This is a genomic window from Streptomyces sp. MGP-BFMKR1 (genome assembly GCF_057766585.1).
In genome coordinates this window covers 5,980,162-6,001,458 of record NZ_CM173408.1, presented here as the reverse complement: position 1 = coordinate 6,001,458, position 21,297 = coordinate 5,980,162, and the positions used below count along the sequence as shown (strand labels likewise).

Here is a 21,297-nt window from a genome sequence, read left to right as displayed (position 1 = left end):
GCGCGCGGGGACCAGGGCGTGGTGGCGTCGGCCGGTGAGGACGTCGAGGGTCCATCCCCGCGCGCGCGGGGACCAGCTGGGCTTCATGCCCTCGTTGGCGCGCTGCCAGGGTCCATCCCCGCGCGCGCGGGGACCAGAGCAATTGACCTGCGGGTTTATCGGGCAGTACCCCGGTTTTTTGCAACTTCCACGAACTCCGTCCTATCACCCAAGCCCGACATAATCCCCATCTCAACCTCCAGGCAAGACGGTGTTCGCAGCGTATCCGCAGGCCACTCCATACGTGAGCCGGACGCCAACACCAGCCTCCTGGAGCGGGCAACTGCCCGCCATCGATAGACGGTTCACTGCGGCGTGTGCCTGAACGCCACCTCACGCTCCCCGCCTTCGCCGGCCTACGGCGCGATGGGCCCGATGTTCTCGGCGGGGGTGACCAGCCACCGCAGGGTGACGTGGGCGGTGTAGCGCAGGTGGCGGCCGTCGGGGTGGTCGCGGGCCGCGTGGCTGGTACACCAACGCTGAGCCCGCTGGTGCTGACCGGTGATGGACTCCGACGGTTCGGGCTCCGGGGACTGCTCGGCGCAGGTGAGACACGTGGCGCGGACGGTGTACGGATCGGCTGCCGGATCGGGAGCCAGGCTCATCTCGACGTAGCGGTAACGGCGACGGTGGGTCATCGCGGCTACCGGCTGCCGTGGGGGCCGTGGGCGGCGTGGACGGCGGGGGTGAGGGCAGCAGCCAGGTAAGCGGGTTCGGTGAGGTAGCGGCCGGACCAGTTGTGCGGGACGTACCAGTGCAGCCCCGGCCCCGTACGACGATGCGCGGGCGGGATGCCGACGTAGTGAATGCCGGGCCTGGCGGGGAGCACGGCCACGTGGGGGTGCAGGCGCTGCCAGTGGATGAAGTCGTGCGCCTCGCCCGGCGGCAGGAGCCAGTACGTGGAGCAGGCGTACGGGTCCACGATGGCCGCACTCTCGTGCGGGCCGTTGAGGATGGGGAAGGCCCAGCGGGCGGTGGCCGCGTCGGCACGTACGGCGTCCCAGTCCCGGCCAGCGGGCAACAGCGAAACGGAGTCGCTGGGCGGCGGGCACCAGTCGGGGCGCGCGTCCGTAACAACGCTGGCCGGGTCTCTCGCGTCTGGCGGCTGAAGGTTACCCGTCACGATTCCTCCGGTTGTCGAGGCATTGTGCGGTACAGCCTGACCTCGCCAAGTCCTGATCACGAGGACTTGTAGAGGGCCAACTAAGGGCCCCCGTAGGTCTTTTATCTACTCGTAGGGGTGACAGACAGGGGTGGTAGGGCCATACAGTGTCAGCATCAGGCCCATCCGCCTTCGGGAGGTCCAGGTGCCACGACCGACGGGCAATGCCGCACTCAAAGCAGCTCGCACCGCAGCCGGTTACCGATCACAAGACGCCCTAGCTGTCGCCATGACCAGAGCCGCCCCCACGCTGGGCATCCGTGGCCTGTCCGTCGGGGTACGGCAGGTGCGACGGTGGGAGTCAGCCACTCCCCCTTGGCCACAACCAGACCACCAGAAGGTCCTCACGCACCTCTTGGGTCAAGGCATGGAGCAACTCGGCTTCACCCCACCTTGGGGCGCGACCGCAGCCCGAGAAACGTCGTCCCGTCGGGTACCGACTGGTGCTCCGGCACCTGGTGCATTGCCCCCTATCCCCGCGCAGGCGCCAGCCACCACGCACCCAGCCAGCGTGGGAAGGCACTGTGAAGAAGTCGCTCGCGCGCACCGCAGCTTGTACTGGACCGTCGCTCCATCGGCGCTGCACGCGCCCGTCCTGGCGCACGCCAGGTTGGGTTGCACACTGCTGTCCGAAACGGCTGGCATTACTCGACAGAAGGTGGCGTCTGCGGTCGCCGAGTCCTACCTTCTCGCTGGCCGCATCGAGTTCTTTGATCTTCGGGAGCCAGAACGCGCCGCCGAAACACTCACTTGCGCCCTGCAAGCAGCCGGAGAGGCCAACGACTCACTCATGGGCGCCGCAGTCCTCGCGCACACGGCGTTCATCCCCGGGTGGGACGGGCGCAGGGAGGAGGCCGCTGAGCGGATGGTGGCTGCAAGGACCTATGCCCGTCGCGGGCCTGCCTCAGCCGAATTGCTGGCGTGGCTGGACGCGGTTGAGGCGGAGTGCGAGACGCGATGCGGGCACACTCGTACCGCCTTGCACTTGATCGGACATGCCGAGGGCCTTCTAGGTGCCCGAAACGAACATGTCACGCCTGAGTGGCTGGACTGGTTCGGCGCGGATCGACTGGCCGCCTTCAAAGGCAATGTGCAACTTCAGGCCGGACATCACCTGCAGGCACGGGAGTCGTTGTTGGTCGCCTTGGAGATGCTTCCTCCGGAGTCCGACAAGCAGCGCACCGTTGTCTACGGCGATCTCGCCACCGTCGAAGCCGCGCTAGGTCACCCGGACGAGGCGTGTGAAGCGGCGTGCCGTGCGCTCGATCAACTCGCTGTCACCTGGTACGCGACTGGCATGGACCGCGTCAAAGAAGCACGCCGCGCGTTGGCGCCGTGGAAGAACGAGGCGTGCGTGCGCGCTCTTGACGATCGCCTGTACGACTGGGGCACGACGGTCAGTGCTCTCGCGCGTTGAAGCGGGTGATCGCGCCTGGTAGCTCGCGAAGGCTCTCGACCCGAAGGGTCGGGAGTTTGCGCGCGTCTTCACTCATCCACTGGATAGTGGCCCAGGGCCCGCGACGTACCAAGGCTGTGTGCATGCCGCTCAACCGGGCGGGGGCGATGTCGTTGTCGACGCGGTCGCCCACATACAGGATTTCCGCCGCGCCAAAGGGGACGGCTTCGCCGACACGCTGAAAGAACGCCGGGTCGGGCTTCGAAGCACCCCAGTCGTCGGAAGTGCCGATGAGATCCACGTCATCGGTGAAAAGCTGGCGCAGGATCTTGCCCGCTCGCACGGTTTGATTCCCCGCAATGCCCAACCACAGGCCAATGGCGCGGAGTTGGCGCAGCGTGGATCGTACGTCCGGGTAGAGGTCTTCTTCCCCGAAGTGCTCCGGCTGGCCGGCCTGAGCGCGACGCTCACGCTCGGCGTAAAGGTCAAAGCCTGGCTGGAACTCCTGGAAGGTCTCCCGGTAATCCCGACCCTGGGCGATGACCGCACCGAATGTCGCCGCGAAGGTATGACGGGGCACACCGAGCCAATCGGCCCAGGTGCCGTACTCCCGCGTCTCATCGACGAGGCATTCCCCCACGTCGAAAACCACTGCTCGGATCATGCGGGCAGGGTAGCGGCCAGGTGTGTCGGCTCGTCCAGCCAAGCTGGCTATTGACAGCCTCTCTCCTTTTCTGTCGCTGCCGGCTCCTTCACCGTCGGCAAGTGACCCACCCCCGCGCGCGGGGACCAGGCTTCACGGGGACTCGGGACCCCTGTCGGAAGGGGGCCATCCCCGCGCGCGGGGACCAGCCGTCGGCCAACTCCGCCACAAGCTCAGGATTGCGGCCATCCCCGCGCGCGCGGGGACCAGTCGTCACCGACGCTGCCCTCCTCCACCGCCTGGGGGTCATCCCCGCGCGCGGGGACCAGCGAGGCTGACGTGGCGGGAGTTGGGTGTCCTGGGGGTCATCCCCGCGCGCGCGGGGACCAGACTCTAGCGTGCGCCAGGCTCCGCTACGCCCTGGGGTCATCCCCGCGCGCGGGGACCAGAGGCCGCCCCGAGCGGCCTGGTCGTTGAGAGCGGGGTCATCCCCGCGCGCGGGGACCAGTTGCCCTCCCGGGAGCGCTTGGGCAGGTTCTCGGGGTCATCCCCGCGCGCGGGGACCAGCCCGGGGACGCCCGGAGCACCGGCGGGGCCGGGGGGTCATCCCCGCGCGCGCGGGGACCAGGGGGTCGTGGGTGCCAGGGTGCGCGGGCTGCGGGGGTCATCCCCGCGCGCGCGGGGACCAGCGTTTCGGGTTCCGCACCGAGTCCCGTTTCGGGGGGTCATCCCCGCGCGCGCGGGGACCAGCCTGCCGGGCGGCGTCGTCAAGGCCCTTACGGCGGGTCATCCCCGCGCGCGCGGGGACCAGGGCGCGCCGCTCGCCGTACGGGACGTGCAGGAGGGGTCATCCCCGCGCGCGCGGGGACCAGAGCAATTGACCTGCGCCTTTATCGCGCGACACCCCGGTTTTTTGCAACTTCCACGAACTCCGGCCTATCGCCCAAACCCGGCGTACGACTCACATCCCCACTCCGGCAAGACAGTGGCCGCAGCCTATCCACCGAGTCGACTCCCAAGCAGACCAACCAACAACACCAACCCCGAGGCACAACCGCCAGCAATCGGTGACAGGTTCACTGAGTCACACGTTCGAATATCCCGTCCCACCCCACCCTCGCCCGCCTACGGCGCAACGGGCCTGACTCGGCTCCGATGGGCATGGCGCAGCCTCCGGCGTCATCAGGGGTGATCACGTAATGACTGACCATAAGACTCGATGCGTAGGTGACTCAATGTCACCTCCTCAGAACACGCGAGCGCTGTGCCAACGAGCGCTACATCGGCACGCGCAGGGCAACGGCCAGCGTGCGCATTTCCGGCGTGAGCGTGCGCCTGCCGTCGATCACATCGACCATGATGTCCTGAGCATAACGTTGTTCAGCGGTCCATTCCGGTGACCGTCGATGCACCTCGGACAGCACGTCAAACGCCTCGCCGAAACGGTGCAACATGAGGTGCGCCTTTGCGACATCGAGCCGGTGCCGGTCATATTCGGTTCCGGCGGAAGGATTCGCCGCGGCCAAACGTTCGGCCGTGGCGAGTACGTCATCCGGCTTGTCCGTCACGATTCCTTTTTCCGCCTTTTTGTAGGCCACGGTGAATGGCCCCCAGGTGGCGAGGCGCGTATCGCCGGCCGGGAGTTCCCGGCCGGTCAGGACGGCCGCTGACCGTGCGAGTCGCATGGTGTCGTGAGCGTCGGCGGGGCGCGCGTTCCGCAGGCTGGCGGCTGACGCCTGCACCAACAGCCAACCCCACGCCGCCAGCTCATCCGGAGTGGCCCGGGACATGCGCGGCTCGACGTCGTCCGCCCACCGGATCGCCAGTTCGGCGGATTCCGTGAAGCGTCCCTGTCGTACGAGCAGCCACGCCCAGGTGGTGATGATCGACGCAGCCCGCAGCCGGTCGGGGGCGTCGTCAAGGGCCCGCCGGAGTGCCGTCTCCGCGGCCGTGAACTGCCGCGCCTGGGTGAGCGTTGATCCCGCGATCTGCAGGAGATATGACCGAGCCGCACGCGCTTCGTGTTCGGTGTCGTCCAGCGCGTCGGCGTCCCGAAGAATCGGCCCGATGAGCGTGGACAACTGCCCGAGTTGCTTTCCGAAGTACGCTGTCCTGACCTCGCCGAGAGAATCCGTGATGCCCGAAAGCGAGGGCTCCTCATCGATCTGCGTGGGGGGCGATTCAATAGCCTGCTGGAGCGGACGCCAGGGCTCGGACGTCGATTCCGATGGGCGCGGCTCCTGGGGGATCAGGCTGTTGGTGGGAATGCGCAAGGCAGTGGCCAGACGGCGCACAGTTTCCATGCGCGTATCGGTAAGTGTTGCCTGCTCCAGCTTGCGGATGAGCGAGAGGGATACGCCGGACGCGTCGGACAGACCTTGCTGAGACAGTCCGCGCTGCTTTCGAGCGCGCTGAACCAGTGCTCCGATGGGCAGGGATTCGTTGTCGGTCACTGCGACTCCTCGCGTGCACCTGCTACTACCGGAAACGGTACTCCAGCCCGTGGGCGCCACCTCCGCCAACTGGGAGCTGGGGAGCGCACTTACGTGGTGGACTGCTCCGCATGACAAGCGTGTTGTACCTGTTCGGCGCGGCTGCCCCGCCCGTAGCGGAGTTCCCTCGGATCGTGCGTCGCGCGCAGGCTGACGGGTGGGACGTGTGCGTGGGATTGACGCCGACCGCTGCGGACTGGCTGACGGACGCGGCGGCGGAGTTGGAGGAACTGACCGGTCACCCCGTACGGTCCCGGTACAAGCGCCCGGGCGAGCCTGATACCTGGCCCAGAGCCGATGTCATCCTGTTCGCCCCGATCACCATGAACAGCATCAACGCCTGGGCGTTGGGGTTGACCTCGTCGTTTCCGGTGGGCGTCGTAGCGGAGGGAATCGGTAAGGGCATTCCGCTGATCACGATGCCGTGCGTGAATTCGGCGTACGCCCACCATCCCCAGTTCGCACGCTCCGTCGCGGAGCTGCGTGCGGCGGGGGTCAGCGTGTTGTACGGGGAAGGCGGATTCGTTCCCAACGAGCCGGGCCAGAAGCGTCCGTTTCCGTGGGACGCGGCGCTCGCCGAGGCGAAGGGGTTCGTTTCGGGCTCGTAGCTCGCTGGTCTGCCTGCACGGGGGCGAATACGAGAGGCCAGGCTCGGGTTCTCGCATGACCATCCCCGCACGGGGGCCAGGCGTTGACGAGCTTGGCCTTGCCAAGGGGGAAGGGGCCATCCCCGCACGCGCGGGGACCAGGGCGAGACCGCCCCGCAGACCCTGGCGCGCGAGGGGCCATCCCCGCACGCGCGGGGACCAGAGCAACTGACCTGCACCTTTACCGCGCGCCACCCCAGCTTTCTGCAACTTCCGCGAACTCCGACCTACTACCCAAGTCCCGCAAACCAACCACAACACTCCCCCTCACTCACCAGACTCCCCAGGCTATCTCCCACCCCACCCCACCCCCACCCACGACGCCGCCACGCATCAACACTCAGCCCTCAACTCACCCCCACCACAGCTCTCCGCAGCCACCGCGAAAGCCGCCACCAGCCAACCCGAAGTCCCCACCCACCCACCCACCTCAAACCCGCACCACAACCTTCCCCCGAGTCCGCCCCCGTTCCCCGTACGTGTGGGCCTCCCCCACCTCATCCAGCCGATACGTCCGCTCCACACGCGGCGTGTAGTGGCCCCGGCGGCCGAGGGCGGCTGCCTCCGCGAGCAGCGTCGGGTCGTTTTCCGCGTTGGCCAGGTGGGCGCCCAGGCGGGAGGCGTTGGCATGGTCGGCGACCGTGGCTACGCGGGTGGGGGCGCCCGTGATCGCGATGAGGTCGGGGAGGGAACCGGAGGCCGCGGTGTCGAGGACGAGGTCGAGCCCGTGAGGGCCAGGGCGGCGAGGCGGTGTGGGAGGCCGGGGCCGTAGGTGGTGGGGGTGGCGCCGAGTGAGGTGAGGAAGGCGTGGTTGCGTTCGCTGGCCGTGCCGATCACGGTGGCGCCGTGGGCTACCGCGATCTCGACGGCGGCGCTGCCCACACCTCCGGCGGCGCCCTCGATGAGGAGGGTGCGTCCGCGCAGGGGGCCGAGCGTTCGCAGGCCGCCCAGCGCGGTGACGGAGGCGAGGCCGGCGCCGGCGGCCTGCTCGTCGGACCAGGTGGCCGGGGCGTGGGACCAGGCGGAGAGGACGGCCAGTTCGGCGGTGGCGCCGGTGATGCCGCCGAGGCCGAAGACGCGGTCGCCGATGCTCACGCCCCGTACGGCCGCGCCGATCTCGTCCACCACGCCCATGGCGTCGCGCCCGGGGATCGCGGGCAGGTCGACGGGGAGCAGTTCGCGTACCGCGCCGGAGCGGACCTTCCAGTCGACGGGGTTGACGCTGGCCGCCGCCACCCGGATGCGGGCCCGCCCCCGGAGGCGCGCACCCCGACGCCCCGGGGCACGCGCGGGCGGGCGCCGCTCACGGCTCCGGGGCGGCGTGGGCGGCCAGGTGGGCGGCTGCGATGCCCGTACGGGACGTGACGTTGAGTTTGCGCATGATGCTCGCCACGTGGTGTTCGACGGTACGGGGCGACAGGACCAGGCTCTCGGCGATGTCGCGGTTGGCCCGGCCCTGGACGACGAGGCGGGCCACCTCCTGTTCGCGGGGGGAGAGTTGGTCGCCGTAGCCGAGTCGGCCGCGGCGGTGGGTGGTGACGATGTCGTGGCGGCGCAGCAGCCGGTGGCAGCGGGCGACGTCCCAGCGGGCGCCGAGTGCGCGGTACGCCTCGATGGCGCCGAGGATGATGCCGACGGCCGCCTTCTGCCGCTCCGCCGCTTCCCCGGCGGCCCGGCCCGCGGCCTGCCGTTCCTGGCCGGCGTGCCCTGGTTCGTCGGAGCGTTCCCGATCGTCGCGCGGCTGCCGCGCGTGGAGCAGGCAGCGGCCCCTGGCCTCGGTCGCCCGGGCGGCGTCGAAGGGGCGGTGGAGGCGGCGCCAGTCGTCCGCCGCCTGGGCCAGCAGGGTGGCGGCCTCGTCGTACCGGTGGTCGGCCTCCGCCAGCAGGGCCCGAGCGACGGTGAGGGCGGCGCGGGCGGCCGGGGCGTCGCGGTCGTGGATGCCCGCCGCGAAGTCCTCGACCAGTTGGCGGGCCCTGGCGGGTTGGCCGCTGCCGTGCAGGGCCTCCACGGCGGTGGGGACGACCTCGGTGGCCCACACCCAACCGCCCGTCCGCTCCAGTCGGTGCAAGGTGGCCTCTACCGCCTCGCTCGCCTGGCCCGGGCGTCCGGCCTCCAGGTGGACGCGGGCCAGGGCGGCGGCCGACGCGGTGAGGATGAAGCCGGTGTCGAAGCAGGTGATGCGGGCGGCGTCGGCCAGGTCGCGGCGGGCGTGCGGGACGTCGCCGCGTACGTGGAGCGCGACCAACCCCCGTACCAGCATGGCCTCCGCGGTCAGGTCGGGGATCTCGCGGTAGAGCCGTGTGGTGTGGTCGGCGGCGGCGTGCAGGTCGTCCCAGCGGCCCTCGTGCCAGGACAGGACGAGCCGCGCGGTCTGGGTCAGACCCTCCACGTACGGGCTGCTGGAGTCGGCGAGGCCGGCCGCGGCCCGGTGCAGGAACTCCCAGGCCCGCGCGGTGTGGCCGAGGGCGGTGGCGGCGTGCGCGAGGTTGGTCCAACCCCGGGCGTACTGGGTGGCTTCCATGGCCGAGCCGGGCGGTTGGCTCAGCACGTCGGCCGCGGCCCACGCGCGCTGGTCGCCGAGCAGCATGAGCGCGGTGGCGCGGTTGGCGGCCACCGCGGCGCGCGCCACCGGGTCCGTGACCTGCTCGGTGAACGTCTCGGCCCGCTCCAGCCACGCCCGGTGGCGGCTGATGGGCCAGCCCTTGATGGAGGGGATGGCGGCGACCAGCATGGCGCGGGCGGCGGTCTGCGGGTCGGTCTGTTCGAGGTCGGGTATGGCGCGGGCGATCTCCGCCAGGCTGTCGAGCGCGCCGCCGCTCTGGTTGCGGAGCAGGACGCCGAGGTGGAGGCGGATCTCGCCACGGAGTTGGGGCGGCGGGTCGTCCTCGTCAAGGACCCGGCGCACCGCGTTCACCACCCGCTCGTCGGCCCGGGCGAGTTGGGCCGTACGGGCCAGCTTGGCGGCGGCGCGGATGCGGCCGGCGGGCCGCGGGTCGTGGTCGATGGCGCGGGTGTACAGGTGGGTGGCGGCGGCGTAGTCGCCGTCGGCCGCGGCCCGGTCGGCGGCGGCGGTGAGGTAGCGCAGCCCCTCGCGGGCCCTGCCGCCCGCCAGGTACAGGCCGGCCAGGTCGGCGAGCGGGACCAGGCGGCCGTCACGGTGCAGGGCGCGGGCCGCGCGCAGGCTGAGCCGGGCCAGCCGGGGCGGGGGCACCTCGTCGAGGGCGGCCTGGCGGTCCAGGGGGTGCCGGAACGTCGGACACGGGCCCTCCGCCCGCAGCACCGACCGCCGCAGCGCCAGGTGGACGGCCCGCTCCGCGCGGTCGGGGGCCAGGCCCGCCACCTCGGCCAGTACGTCGACGGGCACCGGCCGGCCCACCACCGCCGCGGCCTCGACCAGGTGTCGCGCGTCGTCGGTGAGCCACTCGCGCCGTCGGGCCAGCTCGCGGCGCAGCCGCGCGGGCACCCCGACCTCGCGTACGGCGGCCACGAGCGAGTCCGGCGCCGTGGCGTGGTCGCCGACGCCGCGCAGCAGGGCCTCGAACGCGCCGGGCAGCCCGCGGGTGCGGGCGTGCAGCAGCTCCACGAGTTCGGGTTCGGCCGCCCGCTCCCCCAGCCAGCGCCCGGCGGCGTCGCGTACCTCGTCGACCGTCCAGGGGCGCAGGGTGATCTCCTCGACCGGGACGTGCCCGGGCGCGCGCAGCCCGAGGCGGGGCAGGCCGGGGGCGTGGTGTTCGGTGAGGACCAGGCGCAGGTGCGGGGGTGGGTCGGCCAGCAGGTGGTGGAGCAGGTCGCGGGTGGCCTCGTCCGCCGCGTGCACGTCCTCCACGACGAGGACCACGGGCCCCTGCGCCGCCAGCAGGGCCCGTACGGCGCGGCGCAGCAGGCCAGGACGGTCCGCCGGGTGGGGCGTGGGCGCGGGTGGTTCGGGCAGCCACTGCGCCAGTTCGGGCACCGCCCAGGCCACCGCGCCGGTCACCGGCGGCAGCGGCACGTCCGGGCGACACGGCAGCCCGGCCAGCGCGTCGAGGATCGGGCCGAGTGGTGCGGGGTGTCGCAGGTCGGGGCAGGCGCCGCGGAGTTGCACCCGGTCGCCGGCGGCGGGGTCGGCCAACGCCTCGGCCACCAGCCGGGAGGTGCCGACGCCGGGTTCGCCGCGTACGACCACCACGGACGGCGCGCGCCGCAGCGCCGCACGCAACCACGCCAGCTCACCGCCCCGCCCGACCAGCCCGGCGCGGGCGGCGTCGGGGCCGGTCGGGTTGTCATCGCCGCCGGTGGTGGCAGCGGCGTCATCGCCGTGGGTGGCGGCGGCGCGGGGTTCTCCGGTACGGGGTTCGTTGGTACGGGGCTCGTTGGTACGGGGCTCGTTGGTACGGGGCTCGTTGGTACGGGGTTCGTTGGTACGGGCCAACTCGGCGCGGGGCCCGTCGGTACGGGCCGACTCGGCGCGGGGCCCGTCGGTCCCGGCCCCCGCTTCGGTCCCGGTTTCGGTGCCGGCCTCGGCCCCGTTCCCGGTTCCGGTCGCGTCGGCGGCGAAGGCACCCTCGTTCACAGTTCCCCCTCCACGCCACGGGCCCTGCCACCCGGGCGGGCTTTCGAGCCCGTGAGCAGGTGGTCTACCCGGCGGCGTACGCGGGAGCAATAGGGGGCGACCACCTAGAAATAGCGTTCGCCGCCGGTACGGGCGGGGCGAACCGGGTCGTCCGTCGCCGCCCGCTCTTTGGGTAGCCACTACGGATTGCTGGGCTCAGGGCGGTTGATCGAAGCTGCGGACGGTTCGACCTCGCCGATTCCGTACCCCACGGCCTCACACCCCAGGACCGACCGACGGGGCTGCTCCCCGCAGCCCGGCTGGGTCGAACCCGTGCCGCGCGTCACCCCACGACGCGCGGCACACCCCCCACCACTCGCGGACCCCGAGACCCGGGCACGCCGCGGTGGCCGCGACCGCCACCTCGGCGCGCCAGCCACCGCACGGCGACGCGCCGACCACCGCACGGCGGTGCAACGCCCGACACAGCCGCGGGTGTCGCCTTCCGGACCCGAGCCGGGCCGGACAGCTTTCGAGGGAGTAACCATGAAGTTCGACGCCCGTGCCATCCGGCACGCGCTCGTCATCGGTGCCGGCGCCACCCTGCTCGTCGGGGCCGCCACGACCGCCGGCGCCACCACCCAGGCCCCCACCCCGCCCGGCGGCGAAGGCCGCATCGTGGGCGCCGACCGCCCCGGGTCGGTCGAGGGTTCGTACATCGTCACCCTCAAGGACTCGGTGGCCCGCGCCGACATACCCGCCTCGGCGAAGGCCCTGGCCAAGCGGCACTCGGGCGACCTGCGCTACACGTACACGGCGGCCCTGCGCGGCTTCGCCGTGAAGATGAGCGAGGAGCGGGCCAGGCAACTGGCCGCCGACCCGTCCGTCGCCCGCGTCGAGGCGGACGCCGCCGCGTACGCGGTGGAGACCCAGACCAACCCGCCGTCCTGGGGCCTGGACCGGGTCGACCAGCGCGACCTGCCGGTGGACAAGAGATACACGTACGGCTCCGCCGCCGGCGTTGACGCGTACATCGTGGACAGCGGCATCCGGATGAGCCACCGCGACTTCGGCGGGCGGGCGGTGAGCGGTTACGACTTCATCGACAACGACTCCAACGCCTCTGACTGTCATGGGCACGGCACCCATGTCGCCGGCACCGTCGGGGGCAGCGCCTACGGCGTCGCCAAGGACGTCAAGCTGATCGGCGTCCGCGTGCTCAACTGCCAGGGCAACTCGGGTGAGACCTGGGCGCCGGTGCTCGCCGGCATCGACTGGGTCACCAAGAACGCGGCCAAGAGCGACCGGCCCGCCGTGGCCAACATGAGCGTCGGCGGCGGCAAGACGCAGTCGGTCAACGACGCCGTGGCCGCCTCCATATCCTCCGGCATCCCCTGGGTCGTCGCGGCCGGCAACAACAACGCCGACTCCTGCTCGTACTCCCCCTCCTCCACCCCGGCCGCCGTCACCGTGGGCGCCACCAACAGCCGGGACGCGCGCGCCACCGGCTGGAACAACGGGCAGGGCTCCAACTACGGGAGCTGCCTGGACATCTTCGCCCCCGGCGACAGCATCGTCTCCACCTCCAACTCCGGCGACACCGCCTCGCAGTCGATGAGCGGCACCTCCATGGCCGCCCCGCACACGGCGGGCGCCGCGGCCCTGCTGCTCCAGTCCAACCCGAGCTGGACCCCGGCGCAGGTCCGCGACAAGCTGGTGAGCAACGCGACACCGGACAAGGTCACCGACGCCCGCACCGGTTCGCCGAACAAGCTGCTGCACACCGGCGGCAACGACACCACGCCCCCCGGCAAGACGTTCGAGAGCACCGCTGACGTCACGATCAGGGACAACGCCACCGTCGAGTCCCCCGTCACGGTCTCCGGCATCAGCGGCAACGCCCCGGCCGACCTGGCCGTCTCGGTCGACATCCGGCACACCTTCCGCGGTGACCTGCGCGTCGAACTCGTCTCCCCGGACGGCAGCGCCTACCTGCTCAAGGACTACAACAGCAACGACGGCGCGGACAACGTGCAGGGCACCTTCACCGTCAACGCCTCCAGCGAGGCGGCCGACGGCACCTGGAAGCTGCGGGTGAGCGACAACTGGGTCAACGACACGGGGTACGTCAACGGTTGGAAGCTCGAGTTCTGACCCCGCGTCCCACCCCGCGCGACTGACGCACTGGTCCGCTGACCAACCGACCCGGGCCCAGCGACACGGCGTTGGCCCGGCCCCTCTCCACGGGGCCGGGCCAACGTCCGTGCGCTCGTCACGGCCCCGCGGGGCGCGGGCTCAGCCCTGGCTCGCGGCGGGACGGCTCGCGGCCGGGCCGACGAACTCGACGGCGACGTCGTACAGGCCCGGGTTCGGCACCACCGGCGCCCGCGTGCTCTCGCTGGCGGCCTTGGTCCGCCGCTGGAACTCGGGGTCGGCGCCGGCCGCCGCGTACTCCTCCTCGCTCGCCCAGTGGGAGACGTTGACGAGTTGGAAACGCGTCTGTGAGGAACGGGCGCGGTGCAGCCGGGAGTCGAGGAAGCCGGGCTTGGTGCTCATCAGCGCGGCGCGTTCCTGCCAGTGGGCGAGGAAGCCGTCGAGGTGCTCGGCGTCGATCTCGAAGACGTTGATGAAGGTGATGGGCGTGTCAGGCGTGTTGGGTGTGTCGGGCGCGTCGGACGCGGGAGACGTCTCGGGCGTGGGCTGCTGGCTGGCTGTGGTCACGGCGTACTCCAAGAACGGACGGGGCGGCCCCGGCCACTCCGTCTGGCGCCGGCCGGGCAGCCGGTGGGTCAGGTCCCGTCGCGGCGCGCTGCCGCGCGTCGGGGCCGCCGGGTGGCGAACTCGGGGGCGGCCAGCGGCCCGTGGGCAGCCTCGCGCCGCGCCCGAGGTGAGGGCTCGCACCCGTTGCACGACGAGGTACACGATACGTTCCGCCGCTGCCGCGCCCCTGGTCAGGGGGCGTCGATCGGGCCGCGCGGCGGGCCGAGTCGGCGTTGCGGCACGCGCGTTGCCCCGCCGCGCGGCGACAGGACCGGCGGAGCGAGGGGGCGATGGGAGTCCTCAACCGCTGTCGCACGGGTCGAATGGTGCGCTGGTCGAGGAGTCTTCACGTTCTCCGCGCTTTCCCCCGGAGCGAGAACCGGTCAGCGTCGGGCCGCGCTCCGGCGCCGTGGCACCGACGGGGGGCCGGCGAGGTGTGGCACGGGAAACAGCGCTGACATCGATCTCGCTGGCCACTCGGTCTCCGTGGGGGCGGCTCATGGCTCTCGCCCGGGGGACGCCTTGAGGGCCGCCAGGGCTCGGCCGCGAAGTTCCCGGTAGGTGTTGAGCGTCTCGGCGCGTTCCTGGGCGAGCTGGTCACGGTAGTGACCATCGAGGGAGCGGATCAGCTTCGCCCTGCCCACGGCCTTGTCACACCGCGCGTCGGCCACCGCGATGGCGATCTCACGCCGACTCGCCCCCGCCGTCTCTCCGGTTCGCCGGGCGGCTGGCTCCTGCCCGTCACCGCCCCCACTCCTGAGGGCTGCTGCCCTTGCCTTGGCGGGGTCAGGGAAGGTGTGGCCCGCGGTGTTCATGCAACGGCTCCAAGCGGCATCGGCCCTGGCGACCCTCCGGTCGGCGAGCACCCTGCGATTGATGTCCGGTTCGAGGTTCGCCACCACCAGGCGCGCGACCATCCACCTCTTGAGGTCGCCGTAAAGCCGTTGCTGCGCCTTGCCGTTGCATCCGTCGCCGTACATGAAGGTCACCCCACCACCCGGCACGGGGGCGCTGATCTTGTGGTGTGCGGTGCCGTAGAGGGCGCCCATATACGCTTTCTGCCTGTCGCGTGCCAGCGAGCGCACGTACACGCCGTTGGGGTCCTCGCCCCTGCCCCCGCCTTCGTCGGCGCCTGCCGAAGCGGCGCCGTAACCTGCGCGCCGACGACTCTCCACGTCGTCACCGTCGCGCGGGTCATCGGCCGGCGCGGTCGAGGGTCCGTGCCACGGGTTGGGCCGGTAACTGAACCCTCGGTCGGTCATACAGTCAGCGGTCAGCCGCTCCTCCGCCTCGAACAACCGGCGCTGCTCGGCCTCGCTGCCCTGGACCCGCGACAGATCAGCGCCCTTGAGACGCGGAGACGCGTCATCCACGTCGGTGGGCTGGGCGGAGCAGGCCGCCAGAAGCGCGAGGAGAGCGCAGACGGTGCCGACGGCGGGACGGGAACCGGTGGGACGGTGCACGAGTGGCCCTCCTGTGGCGCGGCGCGGATGCCGGGCGAGCGTTGAAGCAACCGCCCGCCCGGCAGTGAGCACTCAGTGAGCGCTGGACACCAGGTGTCGGCCAGGCGTCAGCAGTCCCACTTGTTGCTTTCACCGTCGTCGTTGGGCCGGTGCAGGGTCCACCCCTGTCCCCGGGGCAGGCAGCCGAGCCTGCGTCCGTAGTTCTCCTCACCGTAGAGCGCGACGGACTGCCCGGAGGTGCCGTTGTTGAAGGACGAGGAGTCCTCGTTGAAGATGTCCCACGGGCGCCAACTGGGGTTGTTGCCCGCGAACTTGTACACGGCTCCTCGGTAGTCCCTGTTCTGGTAGACGCAGTAGTACGTGGCGGGACACCCAGCCGGTGCCGCGGCGGTCGTGCCCCTGGCCTCCGAAGTCGTGGCACTGGCGGGCACGGGCCCGGCCAGCAGCGTCCCGCCGGTGAGAACCGCCGTCGCCGCCGCGGTGAACAGAGCTTTGCTCTTGAACATGGAGTGGGACCTCCTTGCACAGTAGCGATGCAGCACCGACTGGCGCTGCGCAGGGGCATGCCTAGCACGAGCGCCAATTCAGCGGCCATAGTCGGGCAAAGGTTGCCTATCGAACCGGCCACGACAATGATGATGGCCTTACCGTCGCGGGGTTTCCCGCCGGACCCGCGCCCCTCGCCTCCCGCCTCCACAGGAAGGCGCCAACAGCCGTGGCCCAGGCGGAGCGGTTGTCTCGTTACACCGCGAGCGACCGGGAGTTCGCGGCCATTCCCCGCCCCGCGTTGGCCGGAACCCCCGCCCCCGGCCCGCCCCCTCACCGACCGCGATCGAAGCAGTGCAGGCGGCCGATGTCGGTGAAGCCGCGGCGCCCGTACCACTCGCGTGGCCAGTCCGCCGCGTCCGCGATCAGGAACCGGGTGCCGCAGTCGGCGTCGGCCGCCCGGTGCAGGGCCGTGGCCAGGACGGCGTCGGCGTGGCCGCGCCGGAGGTGGGCCTCCGAGGTGACCAGGTCCTCGATCTGGGCGAGGCCCGTGGCCGGGTCCAGGTAGAGGTCGGCCCAGGAGGCGACCTCGCCCTCCGGCGTCCGGGCGGCGATGAACCGCACCACGTCGGCCCCGCGCCGGCGGGCCTCGCGGCGCTCCACGAGGTGGCGTACGACCTCGTCGTCGGCGTCCGGCAGGAAGCCCCGCCAGCGCCGGGCGAGCGGGGCGCGCAGCGCGTCGAGGTCCACCTCCTCCGCGCGGCCACCGGGCGGCACCGGGCCGGTGTGCAGCATGACCAGGTAGCGGGAGTGCGTGTACCCGGCCCGGACCAGCGGCTCCGCGCAGGCCCTGCCGGTCGCGTCGTCCAGGACGGTGATCATCCGGTGCGGCAGGTGGCGCAGCGCCTCGTCCGCGACGGCGGGCAGCGCCTCGGGGTCGACGGCCGTGTCGACGAAGACCTGGTTGTCCGCGCGGGAGTGCGCGAAGGCGTCGTCGTACACGGCGAACCCGCCCGGGAGTTCGACGGTACGGGCGGCCTGGCGGCGGGCGAAGGTCGCCAGGAAGGAGTAGCTGCGCTGGAGCTCTGAGGTCGTCGGCATGGGGGGAGGTTAGGCGGCGGCGCGCGCCGGGCGCCCGGGAATTAGCGCTGGTGGGGGCGGGGGTTGTCGGTACGGCGCGCCTTCCGGTGCGCCGTGCGGTACGCGCGGGGCACGGCGCCCGTGGCGCGGCGGAAGTGCCGGCGCAGGCTCTCGGGGGAGCTGAACCCCGCGCGTTCGGCGACCCGTTCCACGGGCTCGTCCGTGTCCTCCAGCAGGTGCCGGGCCCGCTCCAGCCTCACGTGCAGCAGGTACTGGAGGGGGCTGTGTCCGGTGTGGTCCCGGAAGCGCCGGTTGAGGCTGCGCACGCTCAGCCGGGCGTGGGCGGCGATGTCGGTGAGGGTCAGCGGGCGGTGCAGGTTCGCCTCCAGCCACCGTACGGTCGGCTCCAGGCCCGCGGTCGCGGCGATGCCCCGGTCGATCTCCTCCTGCGCGGAACTGGCCTCCGCGAGCAGGGGCCGCAGGAGGTGGCGGAGGGTCGCGGCGACGACCCGGGGCCCGTGGTCCCGCTCGATGAGCGCCAACACCAGGTCCAGGCCGCCGTGGATGCCGGCGCCGGTGAGGAACGGGCCGTCCGCCACGGGGGCGCCCTCGGGGTCCACCACCACCCGGGGGTGGCGCGCCGCCAGCTCGGCGGCGTGCTGCCAGGTGGTGGTGGCGCGGCGGCCGTCGAGGAGGCCGGTGGCCGCGAGGGTGAAGGTGCCCGTGCCCACCGCGAGGAACCGGCTCCCCCGCTCGGCCGCCGCCCGCAGCGCGGCCACCGCCTCCGCCGGCGGGTCCCCGAGGGGGTCCGCGTGGCCGGGCACGATGACGGCCGCGGCGTCGGCGAGGCCCGCGAGGCCCCAGGGGGCGGTGACGGTCAGGGCGGCGGGGGCGCCGGTGGTGAAGGTGCGCGCGGGGGCGCACACGCGCAGCTCGTAGCCGACACCCGAGCTGTCGCGGGCGGCGCCCAGCACCATGCCCGGCGTGCTGAGCTGGTGTGCGAGCATCCCGTCGAGCGCGAGCAGCGCGACCACTGACATGGCGCGAACCTAGCCTCGGCCGGCGCTGGCCGCGCCGCCGGGGCCGGGTCGTCGGGTCAGCGGGTCAGCGGGGCGGCGCGTGATCGCGTCGTCGCGTCAGCGGTGGGTGGCCAGCACCTTGGTCAGCCACGCGCGGTGCGCGGGCACGGAGGTGTACACGCCCGGGCCGGTCGCGCAGTGCGGGTCCGCGTCACCGTCGCCGGAGGTCGTACCGACGAGCTGCCAGCGCCCGTGCACCCGCTGGATCTGCGGGCCGCCCGAGTCGCCCTTGCACGCCATGGCGTCGGGGACGCGGCTGGTGGTGCACAGCTCGGTCGCGGCGTCGATGTCCTGGCACGCGGAGGCGGGGGCGCGGCGGGTGTTCAGCTCCTGGAGCCGCTCGGGGAACACCCAGTCCTTGAAGTCCAGCACGTCCACGACGGTGCCGAAACCGAGCACCCGGGTGGGCGCGCCCACCCGCGCCTCGCGGTCGGCCATCCGGATGGGCTGCTGGGTGACGGGGCGGTCCAGCTTGAGAAGGGCGATGTCGTGGTGCGAGCGCACGGGGCTGTTCACGTCGTACCCGGGGTGCACCACCTTCTTGACGATCTTGCGCACCGTGCCGCCGGAGGTGCGGTGCTCGCTACCGACCCGCACGGTGCCCTTCGGGTGGGCCCCCACCGTGCCCGCCTCCTGGGCGCAGTGGCCCGCGGTGACCACCCACTGCGGGGCGACGAGCGCGGCTCCGCACACGCCGTCGACGTCCTTCCCCTCACCCTCGCCCGTCTCCAGGGCCATCGGGATCGAGGCCATGAACGGGTACGCCTGGGTGGAGTCCTTGCCGTTGATGACGGCGTGGGCGCTGGTGCTGGCGGTCGTCGCGCACAGCGCGGTGGCCGCGCCGACCAGCGCGGCGCGGGTCAGCAGCCGGCGCGCCCGCCGGGAGCGGCGGGTCGGCTGGGGGGTGGGGCTCGGCGGGGTGTTCTGAGGCATGACGAAGTCCCTTCGCGTGCAGGCTGGTGGAGCGCCCGGGCGGCGGGGTGTTCCCCCTGTTCCGCGGCGCGTTCCCCATCCTCCGCGAGGCGACAAGGGCCGAAGAACCGACGCTGGTGCCACCCCTGGTTAAATTCTGGCCATGCCCGTGGTCGCACTGCTCCTCCTCGACGGGGTGCCCGCCTCCCAGGTCACCGCCGCCGGCATCGTCTTCGGCTCGGCCTCCCCCCTCGCGTACCGGCACGCCCCGTACGACCTGCGGTTGTGCTCTGCGTCCGACAGCCCGGACGGCGCCCCGGCCGACGTGGCGACCGAGGGGCCGGGGTCGGTGCGGATCGCCGTCGACCGAGGGCTGGACGGCCTGGCCGACGCGGAGACGGTGATCGTCACGGGGCACGCGGGGTTCCGGTCGGAGCCGTCGGCCGCGGTGGTGGAGGCGGTGCGGGCCGCCGCCGACCGTGGCAGCCACGTCGGCGCGATCGGCACCGGGGTCTTCCTGCTGGCGGCCACCGGGCTGCTCGCCGGGCGCCGGGCCACGGCGCCGTGGCGGCACGCCGCGGAACTGGCCCGCCGCCACCCGCGCGTCACCGTCATCCCCGAGGAGTCGCTCGTGGCCGACGGGCCCCTCCTCACCTCCGCCGGGGTGTTCGGCGGCAAGGAACTGTACGTGCACGTCGTCGCACGCGACCACGGCGAGGAGGCGGGCGTCGAGGCGGACCGGCACCTGTTCCTGGCCCTGCCCCACCCCGCCGATCCGCCACGGGCCGCCGGACCACCACCGGCCGCCGGATCGCCACCGGCCGTCGGGCCGCTACCGACCACCGGGCCGCGCGGGCGGACCGCGCTGGAGGGGGCCGGGCGTGGGGCGTACGGGGAAGAAGAGGCAGAGCACACCCAAGGTGATCAACGGAGCGAGGGGGTCGGCGAGGTGGAGGCCGTCGCGCGGTGGATGGCGGCCCGGCTCGATCGCCCGCTGACCCTCGCGGAGATCGCCGACCACGCCGGCATGAGCGTACGGAGCCTCAACCGGCGCTTCCGCGCGGACACCGGCCTCTCCCCGCTCCAGTGCCTGCTGCGCGCCCGTATCCGCCGGGCCCAGTGGCTGCTGGAGCGTACGGACCTGCCGGTCGGCCAGATCGCGACGCAGACCGGCCTCGGCACCCCGGCCAACCTCCGCCACCACTTCCAGCGCCACAACGGCACGACCCCCGGCACCTACCGCGCGGCCTACCGCTCGCTGGCCGGCATGTTCGCCGCCGCGGTAGGCACTGAGACGGACGGGGCGGACATGGACGAGGCGGGCCCGGACGGGGCGGGCACGGGCGGGGCACAGGTGGACCGGACGGACCCGGGCGGGGCAGACCCGGGCGGGGCGCGGTCGGACCGGACGGACGCGGAACCGGCAGGAACAGACGGGGCGACGGAGGCGGGCGAGCACGTCGCGCCGGGTGGCCCGTGCGGCTCACCAGACAGCCCCTGACCAGCGACGACGCCCGCCGGACACGTCACGTCACGGTGTTATAGATAACTGCTATCTCCACGCGGCCGACGCGGAACGGTACCGTCGCATTCGGCTGCCACCCGTGACCCCCGGGCCACCATCGCCTCGCCCGGCCCCTCCCCCTACCCCCCACCCACGGGAAGCGGCGGCCCTCACGAAGCACCACATCCACCGGCTCCCCGGGCGGCGGAGCACCGTCGGCGCTCGCCGTCGAAGGTCCGCGTCCGCCCGTGTGCTGGTCGCGATGGCGGGGCGTACGACCCCCGTGGCGGGTTCCCTCCGGAACCCCGTCCCCGGTCGGTCTCCCCGCACCGCCCGAGCGACCCGCTCACCGGTCGGCTCCCCCCTGGCCGCGCCGGCTCGCGGCGCCGTCGAGTCCCATCCATCGAGTGGAGATGTGTATGAATTCCCGGAAGATCCTGAGAGCATCGCTCGCGCTCTGCACGACGGGCCTGCTGTTCGGCTCGGGCGTACAGGTCGCGTCCGCGACGGGCCAGGCCGACGAGCGCGGCGCGCAGGCCGCGGCCCGGGTGGTCACGTACGACTCCAGCGGTGCCGCCGAGTTCAAGGGCGCGGTGACCCAGGGTGCCGCGGCCTGGAACGAGAGCGTGAAGAACGTCCAGCTCAAGCCGGTCCAGCCGGGGCAGCGCGCCAACATCATCGTCGTCGCCGACAACGGCTGGCCGCGGGCCCAACCCACCTCGCTGGGCAACGGCCGGGTGTGGATGGGACGTCAGGCCGTGAACCAGGGCCACAACACCGTCCGCATCGCCTCGCACGAGCTGGGCCACATACTCGGCCTGCCCGACGTGAAGCCGGGCCCGTGCTCCAGCCTGATGTCCGGCGCGTCGGCCGGCACGTCCTGCACCAACCAGTACCCGAACGCGCAGGAGAAGGCTTCGGTGGAACGGAAGTTCGCCGGCTCCAAGGTGTACGCGCGGGACGTGGCCCCGAAGTTCGCGCTGGCCGTCTACTAGGACCGCGCGGGCGGGCCGCCCCACGGGCGACCCTCGGTGACCCGGCGGGGTCGTACGGAGCGAGCGACCCCGCCGGACCACCACGGCCCGCACGCCGGCCCGGCCTCG

The 21,297-nt window shown here is 72.5% G+C and carries 16 protein-coding genes, 1 pseudogene and 2 CRISPR repeat arrays (1 of these 19 only partly in view); of the genes and pseudogenes, 5 read left to right on the top strand and 12 right to left on the bottom strand.

Annotation, left to right across the window (positions count from 1 at the left end; translation table 11 throughout):
* A CRISPR array of direct repeats spans positions 1-137; the repeat unit is 29 nt; unit sequence GGGTCCATCCCCGCGCGCGCGGGGACCAG (it extends 261 nt beyond the left edge of the window).
* 258 nt (positions 138-395) lie between these two features.
* The gene (locus AC3CHW_RS23820; protein ID WP_488467810.1) at positions 396-677 is read right to left on the bottom strand and encodes a DUF7848 domain-containing protein; all 282 of its coding nucleotides are present in this window, start codon (positions 675-677) and stop codon (positions 396-398) included.
* A 5-nt stretch (positions 678-682) separates the two neighbouring features.
* On the bottom strand, positions 683-1,162 hold the full coding sequence (locus tag AC3CHW_RS23815) for a hypothetical protein (protein WP_488467809.1): 480 nt from the start codon (positions 1,160-1,162) through the stop codon (positions 683-685).
* Positions 1,163-1,346: 184 nt separating this feature from the next.
* On the opposite strand from AC3CHW_RS23815, the gene AC3CHW_RS23810 reads away from it, so the two are divergent.
* Positions 1,347-2,618, top strand: coding sequence for an NsdA family TPR-like regulatory protein (locus AC3CHW_RS23810; protein WP_488467808.1), 1,272 nt, complete (start codon positions 1,347-1,349; stop codon positions 2,616-2,618).
* Here AC3CHW_RS23810 and AC3CHW_RS23805 read toward each other — a convergent pair.
* Together AC3CHW_RS23805 and AC3CHW_RS23800 are read right to left on the bottom strand one after the other, a co-directional pair.
* The gene (locus AC3CHW_RS23805; RefSeq protein ID WP_488467807.1) at positions 2,599-3,261 is read right to left on the bottom strand and encodes an HAD family hydrolase; all 663 of its coding nucleotides are present in this window, start codon (positions 3,259-3,261) and stop codon (positions 2,599-2,601) included. The genes AC3CHW_RS23810 and AC3CHW_RS23805 overlap by 20 nt on opposite strands.
* Before the next feature lie 579 nt (positions 3,262-3,840).
* Positions 3,841-4,112: a CRISPR direct-repeat array (repeat unit 28 nt; unit sequence GGGTCATCCCCGCGCGCGCGGGGACCAG).
* Positions 4,113-4,517: 405 nt separating this feature from the next.
* On the bottom strand, positions 4,518-5,693 hold the full coding sequence (locus tag AC3CHW_RS23800) for a helix-turn-helix domain-containing protein (protein WP_488467806.1): 1,176 nt from the start codon (positions 5,691-5,693) through the stop codon (positions 4,518-4,520).
* 110 nt (positions 5,694-5,803) lie between these two features.
* On the opposite strand from AC3CHW_RS23800, the gene AC3CHW_RS23795 reads away from it, so the two are divergent.
* Entirely contained in the window at positions 5,804-6,340 is a 537-nt protein-coding gene (locus AC3CHW_RS23795; RefSeq protein ID WP_488467805.1) for a flavoprotein, read from the top strand.
* Between the two features lie 469 nt (positions 6,341-6,809).
* Here the strand turns inward: AC3CHW_RS23795 and AC3CHW_RS23790 are convergent.
* Both AC3CHW_RS23790 and AC3CHW_RS23785 read right to left on the bottom strand, forming a co-directional pair.
* Positions 6,810-7,633: pseudogene (locus tag AC3CHW_RS23790) on the bottom strand (NADP-dependent oxidoreductase); the annotation flags it as partial.
* A gap of 49 nt (positions 7,634-7,682) precedes the next feature.
* On the bottom strand, positions 7,683-10,931 hold the full coding sequence (locus tag AC3CHW_RS23785) for an ATP-binding protein (protein WP_488467804.1): 3,249 nt from the start codon (positions 10,929-10,931) through the stop codon (positions 7,683-7,685).
* Positions 10,932-11,456: 525 nt separating this feature from the next.
* Between AC3CHW_RS23785 and AC3CHW_RS23780 the strand changes: the two genes are divergently transcribed.
* Positions 11,457-13,064, top strand: a complete 1,608-nt coding sequence (locus AC3CHW_RS23780) for a S8 family peptidase (protein ID WP_488467803.1) — start codon at positions 11,457-11,459, stop codon at positions 13,062-13,064.
* A gap of 141 nt (positions 13,065-13,205) precedes the next feature.
* Here the strand turns inward: AC3CHW_RS23780 and AC3CHW_RS23775 are convergent, their stop codons facing one another.
* The 6 genes from AC3CHW_RS23775 to AC3CHW_RS23750 all read right to left on the bottom strand — a co-directional run bounded on the left by AC3CHW_RS23775 (position 13,206) and on the right by AC3CHW_RS23750 (position 18,711).
* Positions 13,206-13,631 carry an antibiotic biosynthesis monooxygenase family protein gene (locus AC3CHW_RS23775; RefSeq protein ID WP_488467802.1) on the bottom strand — a complete coding sequence of 142 codons (426 nt, stop codon included), beginning with the start codon at positions 13,629-13,631 and terminating at the stop codon, positions 13,206-13,208.
* A 536-nt stretch (positions 13,632-14,167) separates the two neighbouring features.
* Positions 14,168-15,133 carry a hypothetical protein gene (locus tag AC3CHW_RS23770; RefSeq protein ID WP_488467801.1) on the bottom strand — a complete coding sequence of 322 codons (966 nt, stop codon included), beginning with the start codon at positions 15,131-15,133 and terminating at the stop codon, positions 14,168-14,170.
* Positions 15,134-15,240: 107 nt separating this feature from the next.
* Positions 15,241-15,639, bottom strand: a complete 399-nt coding sequence (locus AC3CHW_RS23765) for a peptidase inhibitor family I36 protein (RefSeq protein WP_488467800.1) — start codon at positions 15,637-15,639, stop codon at positions 15,241-15,243.
* Between the two features lie 313 nt (positions 15,640-15,952).
* Positions 15,953-16,720: a GNAT family N-acetyltransferase gene (locus AC3CHW_RS23760; RefSeq protein ID WP_488467799.1), complete on the bottom strand. Its 768-nt coding sequence runs from the start codon at positions 16,718-16,720 to the stop codon at positions 15,953-15,955.
* Positions 16,721-16,761: 41 nt separating this feature from the next.
* Entirely contained in the window at positions 16,762-17,739 is a 978-nt protein-coding gene (locus AC3CHW_RS23755) for a GlxA family transcriptional regulator (RefSeq protein WP_488467798.1), read from the bottom strand.
* Between the two features lie 96 nt (positions 17,740-17,835).
* A complete protein-coding gene (locus AC3CHW_RS23750) occupies positions 17,836-18,711 on the bottom strand; it encodes a S1 family peptidase (RefSeq protein WP_398607347.1) in 876 nt (291 codons plus the stop codon).
* A 142-nt stretch (positions 18,712-18,853) separates the two neighbouring features.
* Between AC3CHW_RS23750 and AC3CHW_RS23745 the strand changes: the two genes are divergently transcribed.
* Both AC3CHW_RS23745 and AC3CHW_RS23740 read left to right on the top strand, forming a co-directional pair.
* A complete protein-coding gene (locus AC3CHW_RS23745; protein ID WP_488467797.1) occupies positions 18,854-20,191 on the top strand; it encodes a GlxA family transcriptional regulator in 1,338 nt (445 codons plus the stop codon).
* Between the two features lie 422 nt (positions 20,192-20,613).
* Positions 20,614-21,189, top strand: coding sequence for a snapalysin family zinc-dependent metalloprotease (locus tag AC3CHW_RS23740; protein WP_488467796.1), 576 nt, complete (start codon positions 20,614-20,616; stop codon positions 21,187-21,189).
* Positions 21,190-21,297: the final 108 nt, after the last annotated feature.

Excerpts from the sequence above, each read along its gene's own strand:
- AC3CHW_RS23820 (WP_488467810.1), bottom strand. The coding sequence starts at position 677 with ATGACCCACCGTCGCCGTTACCGCTACGTCGAGATGAGCCTGGCTCCC.
- AC3CHW_RS23805 (WP_488467807.1), bottom strand. The coding sequence starts at position 3,261 with ATGATCCGAGCAGTGGTTTTCGACGTGGGGGAATGCCTCGTCGATGAG.
- AC3CHW_RS23795 (WP_488467805.1), top strand. The coding sequence starts at position 5,804 with ATGACAAGCGTGTTGTACCTGTTCGGCGCGGCTGCCCCGCCCGTAGCG.
- AC3CHW_RS23780 (WP_488467803.1), top strand. The coding sequence starts at position 11,457 with ATGAAGTTCGACGCCCGTGCCATCCGGCACGCGCTCGTCATCGGTGCC.
- AC3CHW_RS23765 (WP_488467800.1), bottom strand. The coding sequence starts at position 15,639 with ATGTTCAAGAGCAAAGCTCTGTTCACCGCGGCGGCGACGGCGGTTCTC.
- AC3CHW_RS23760 (WP_488467799.1), bottom strand. The coding sequence starts at position 16,720 with ATGCCGACGACCTCAGAGCTCCAGCGCAGCTACTCCTTCCTGGCGACC.
- AC3CHW_RS23755 (WP_488467798.1), bottom strand. The coding sequence starts at position 17,739 with ATGTCAGTGGTCGCGCTGCTCGCGCTCGACGGGATGCTCGCACACCAG.
- AC3CHW_RS23750 (WP_398607347.1), bottom strand. The coding sequence starts at position 18,711 with ATGCCTCAGAACACCCCGCCGAGCCCCACCCCCCAGCCGACCCGCCGC.
- AC3CHW_RS23745 (WP_488467797.1), top strand. The coding sequence starts at position 18,854 with ATGCCCGTGGTCGCACTGCTCCTCCTCGACGGGGTGCCCGCCTCCCAG.
- AC3CHW_RS23740 (WP_488467796.1), top strand. The coding sequence starts at position 20,614 with ATGAATTCCCGGAAGATCCTGAGAGCATCGCTCGCGCTCTGCACGACG.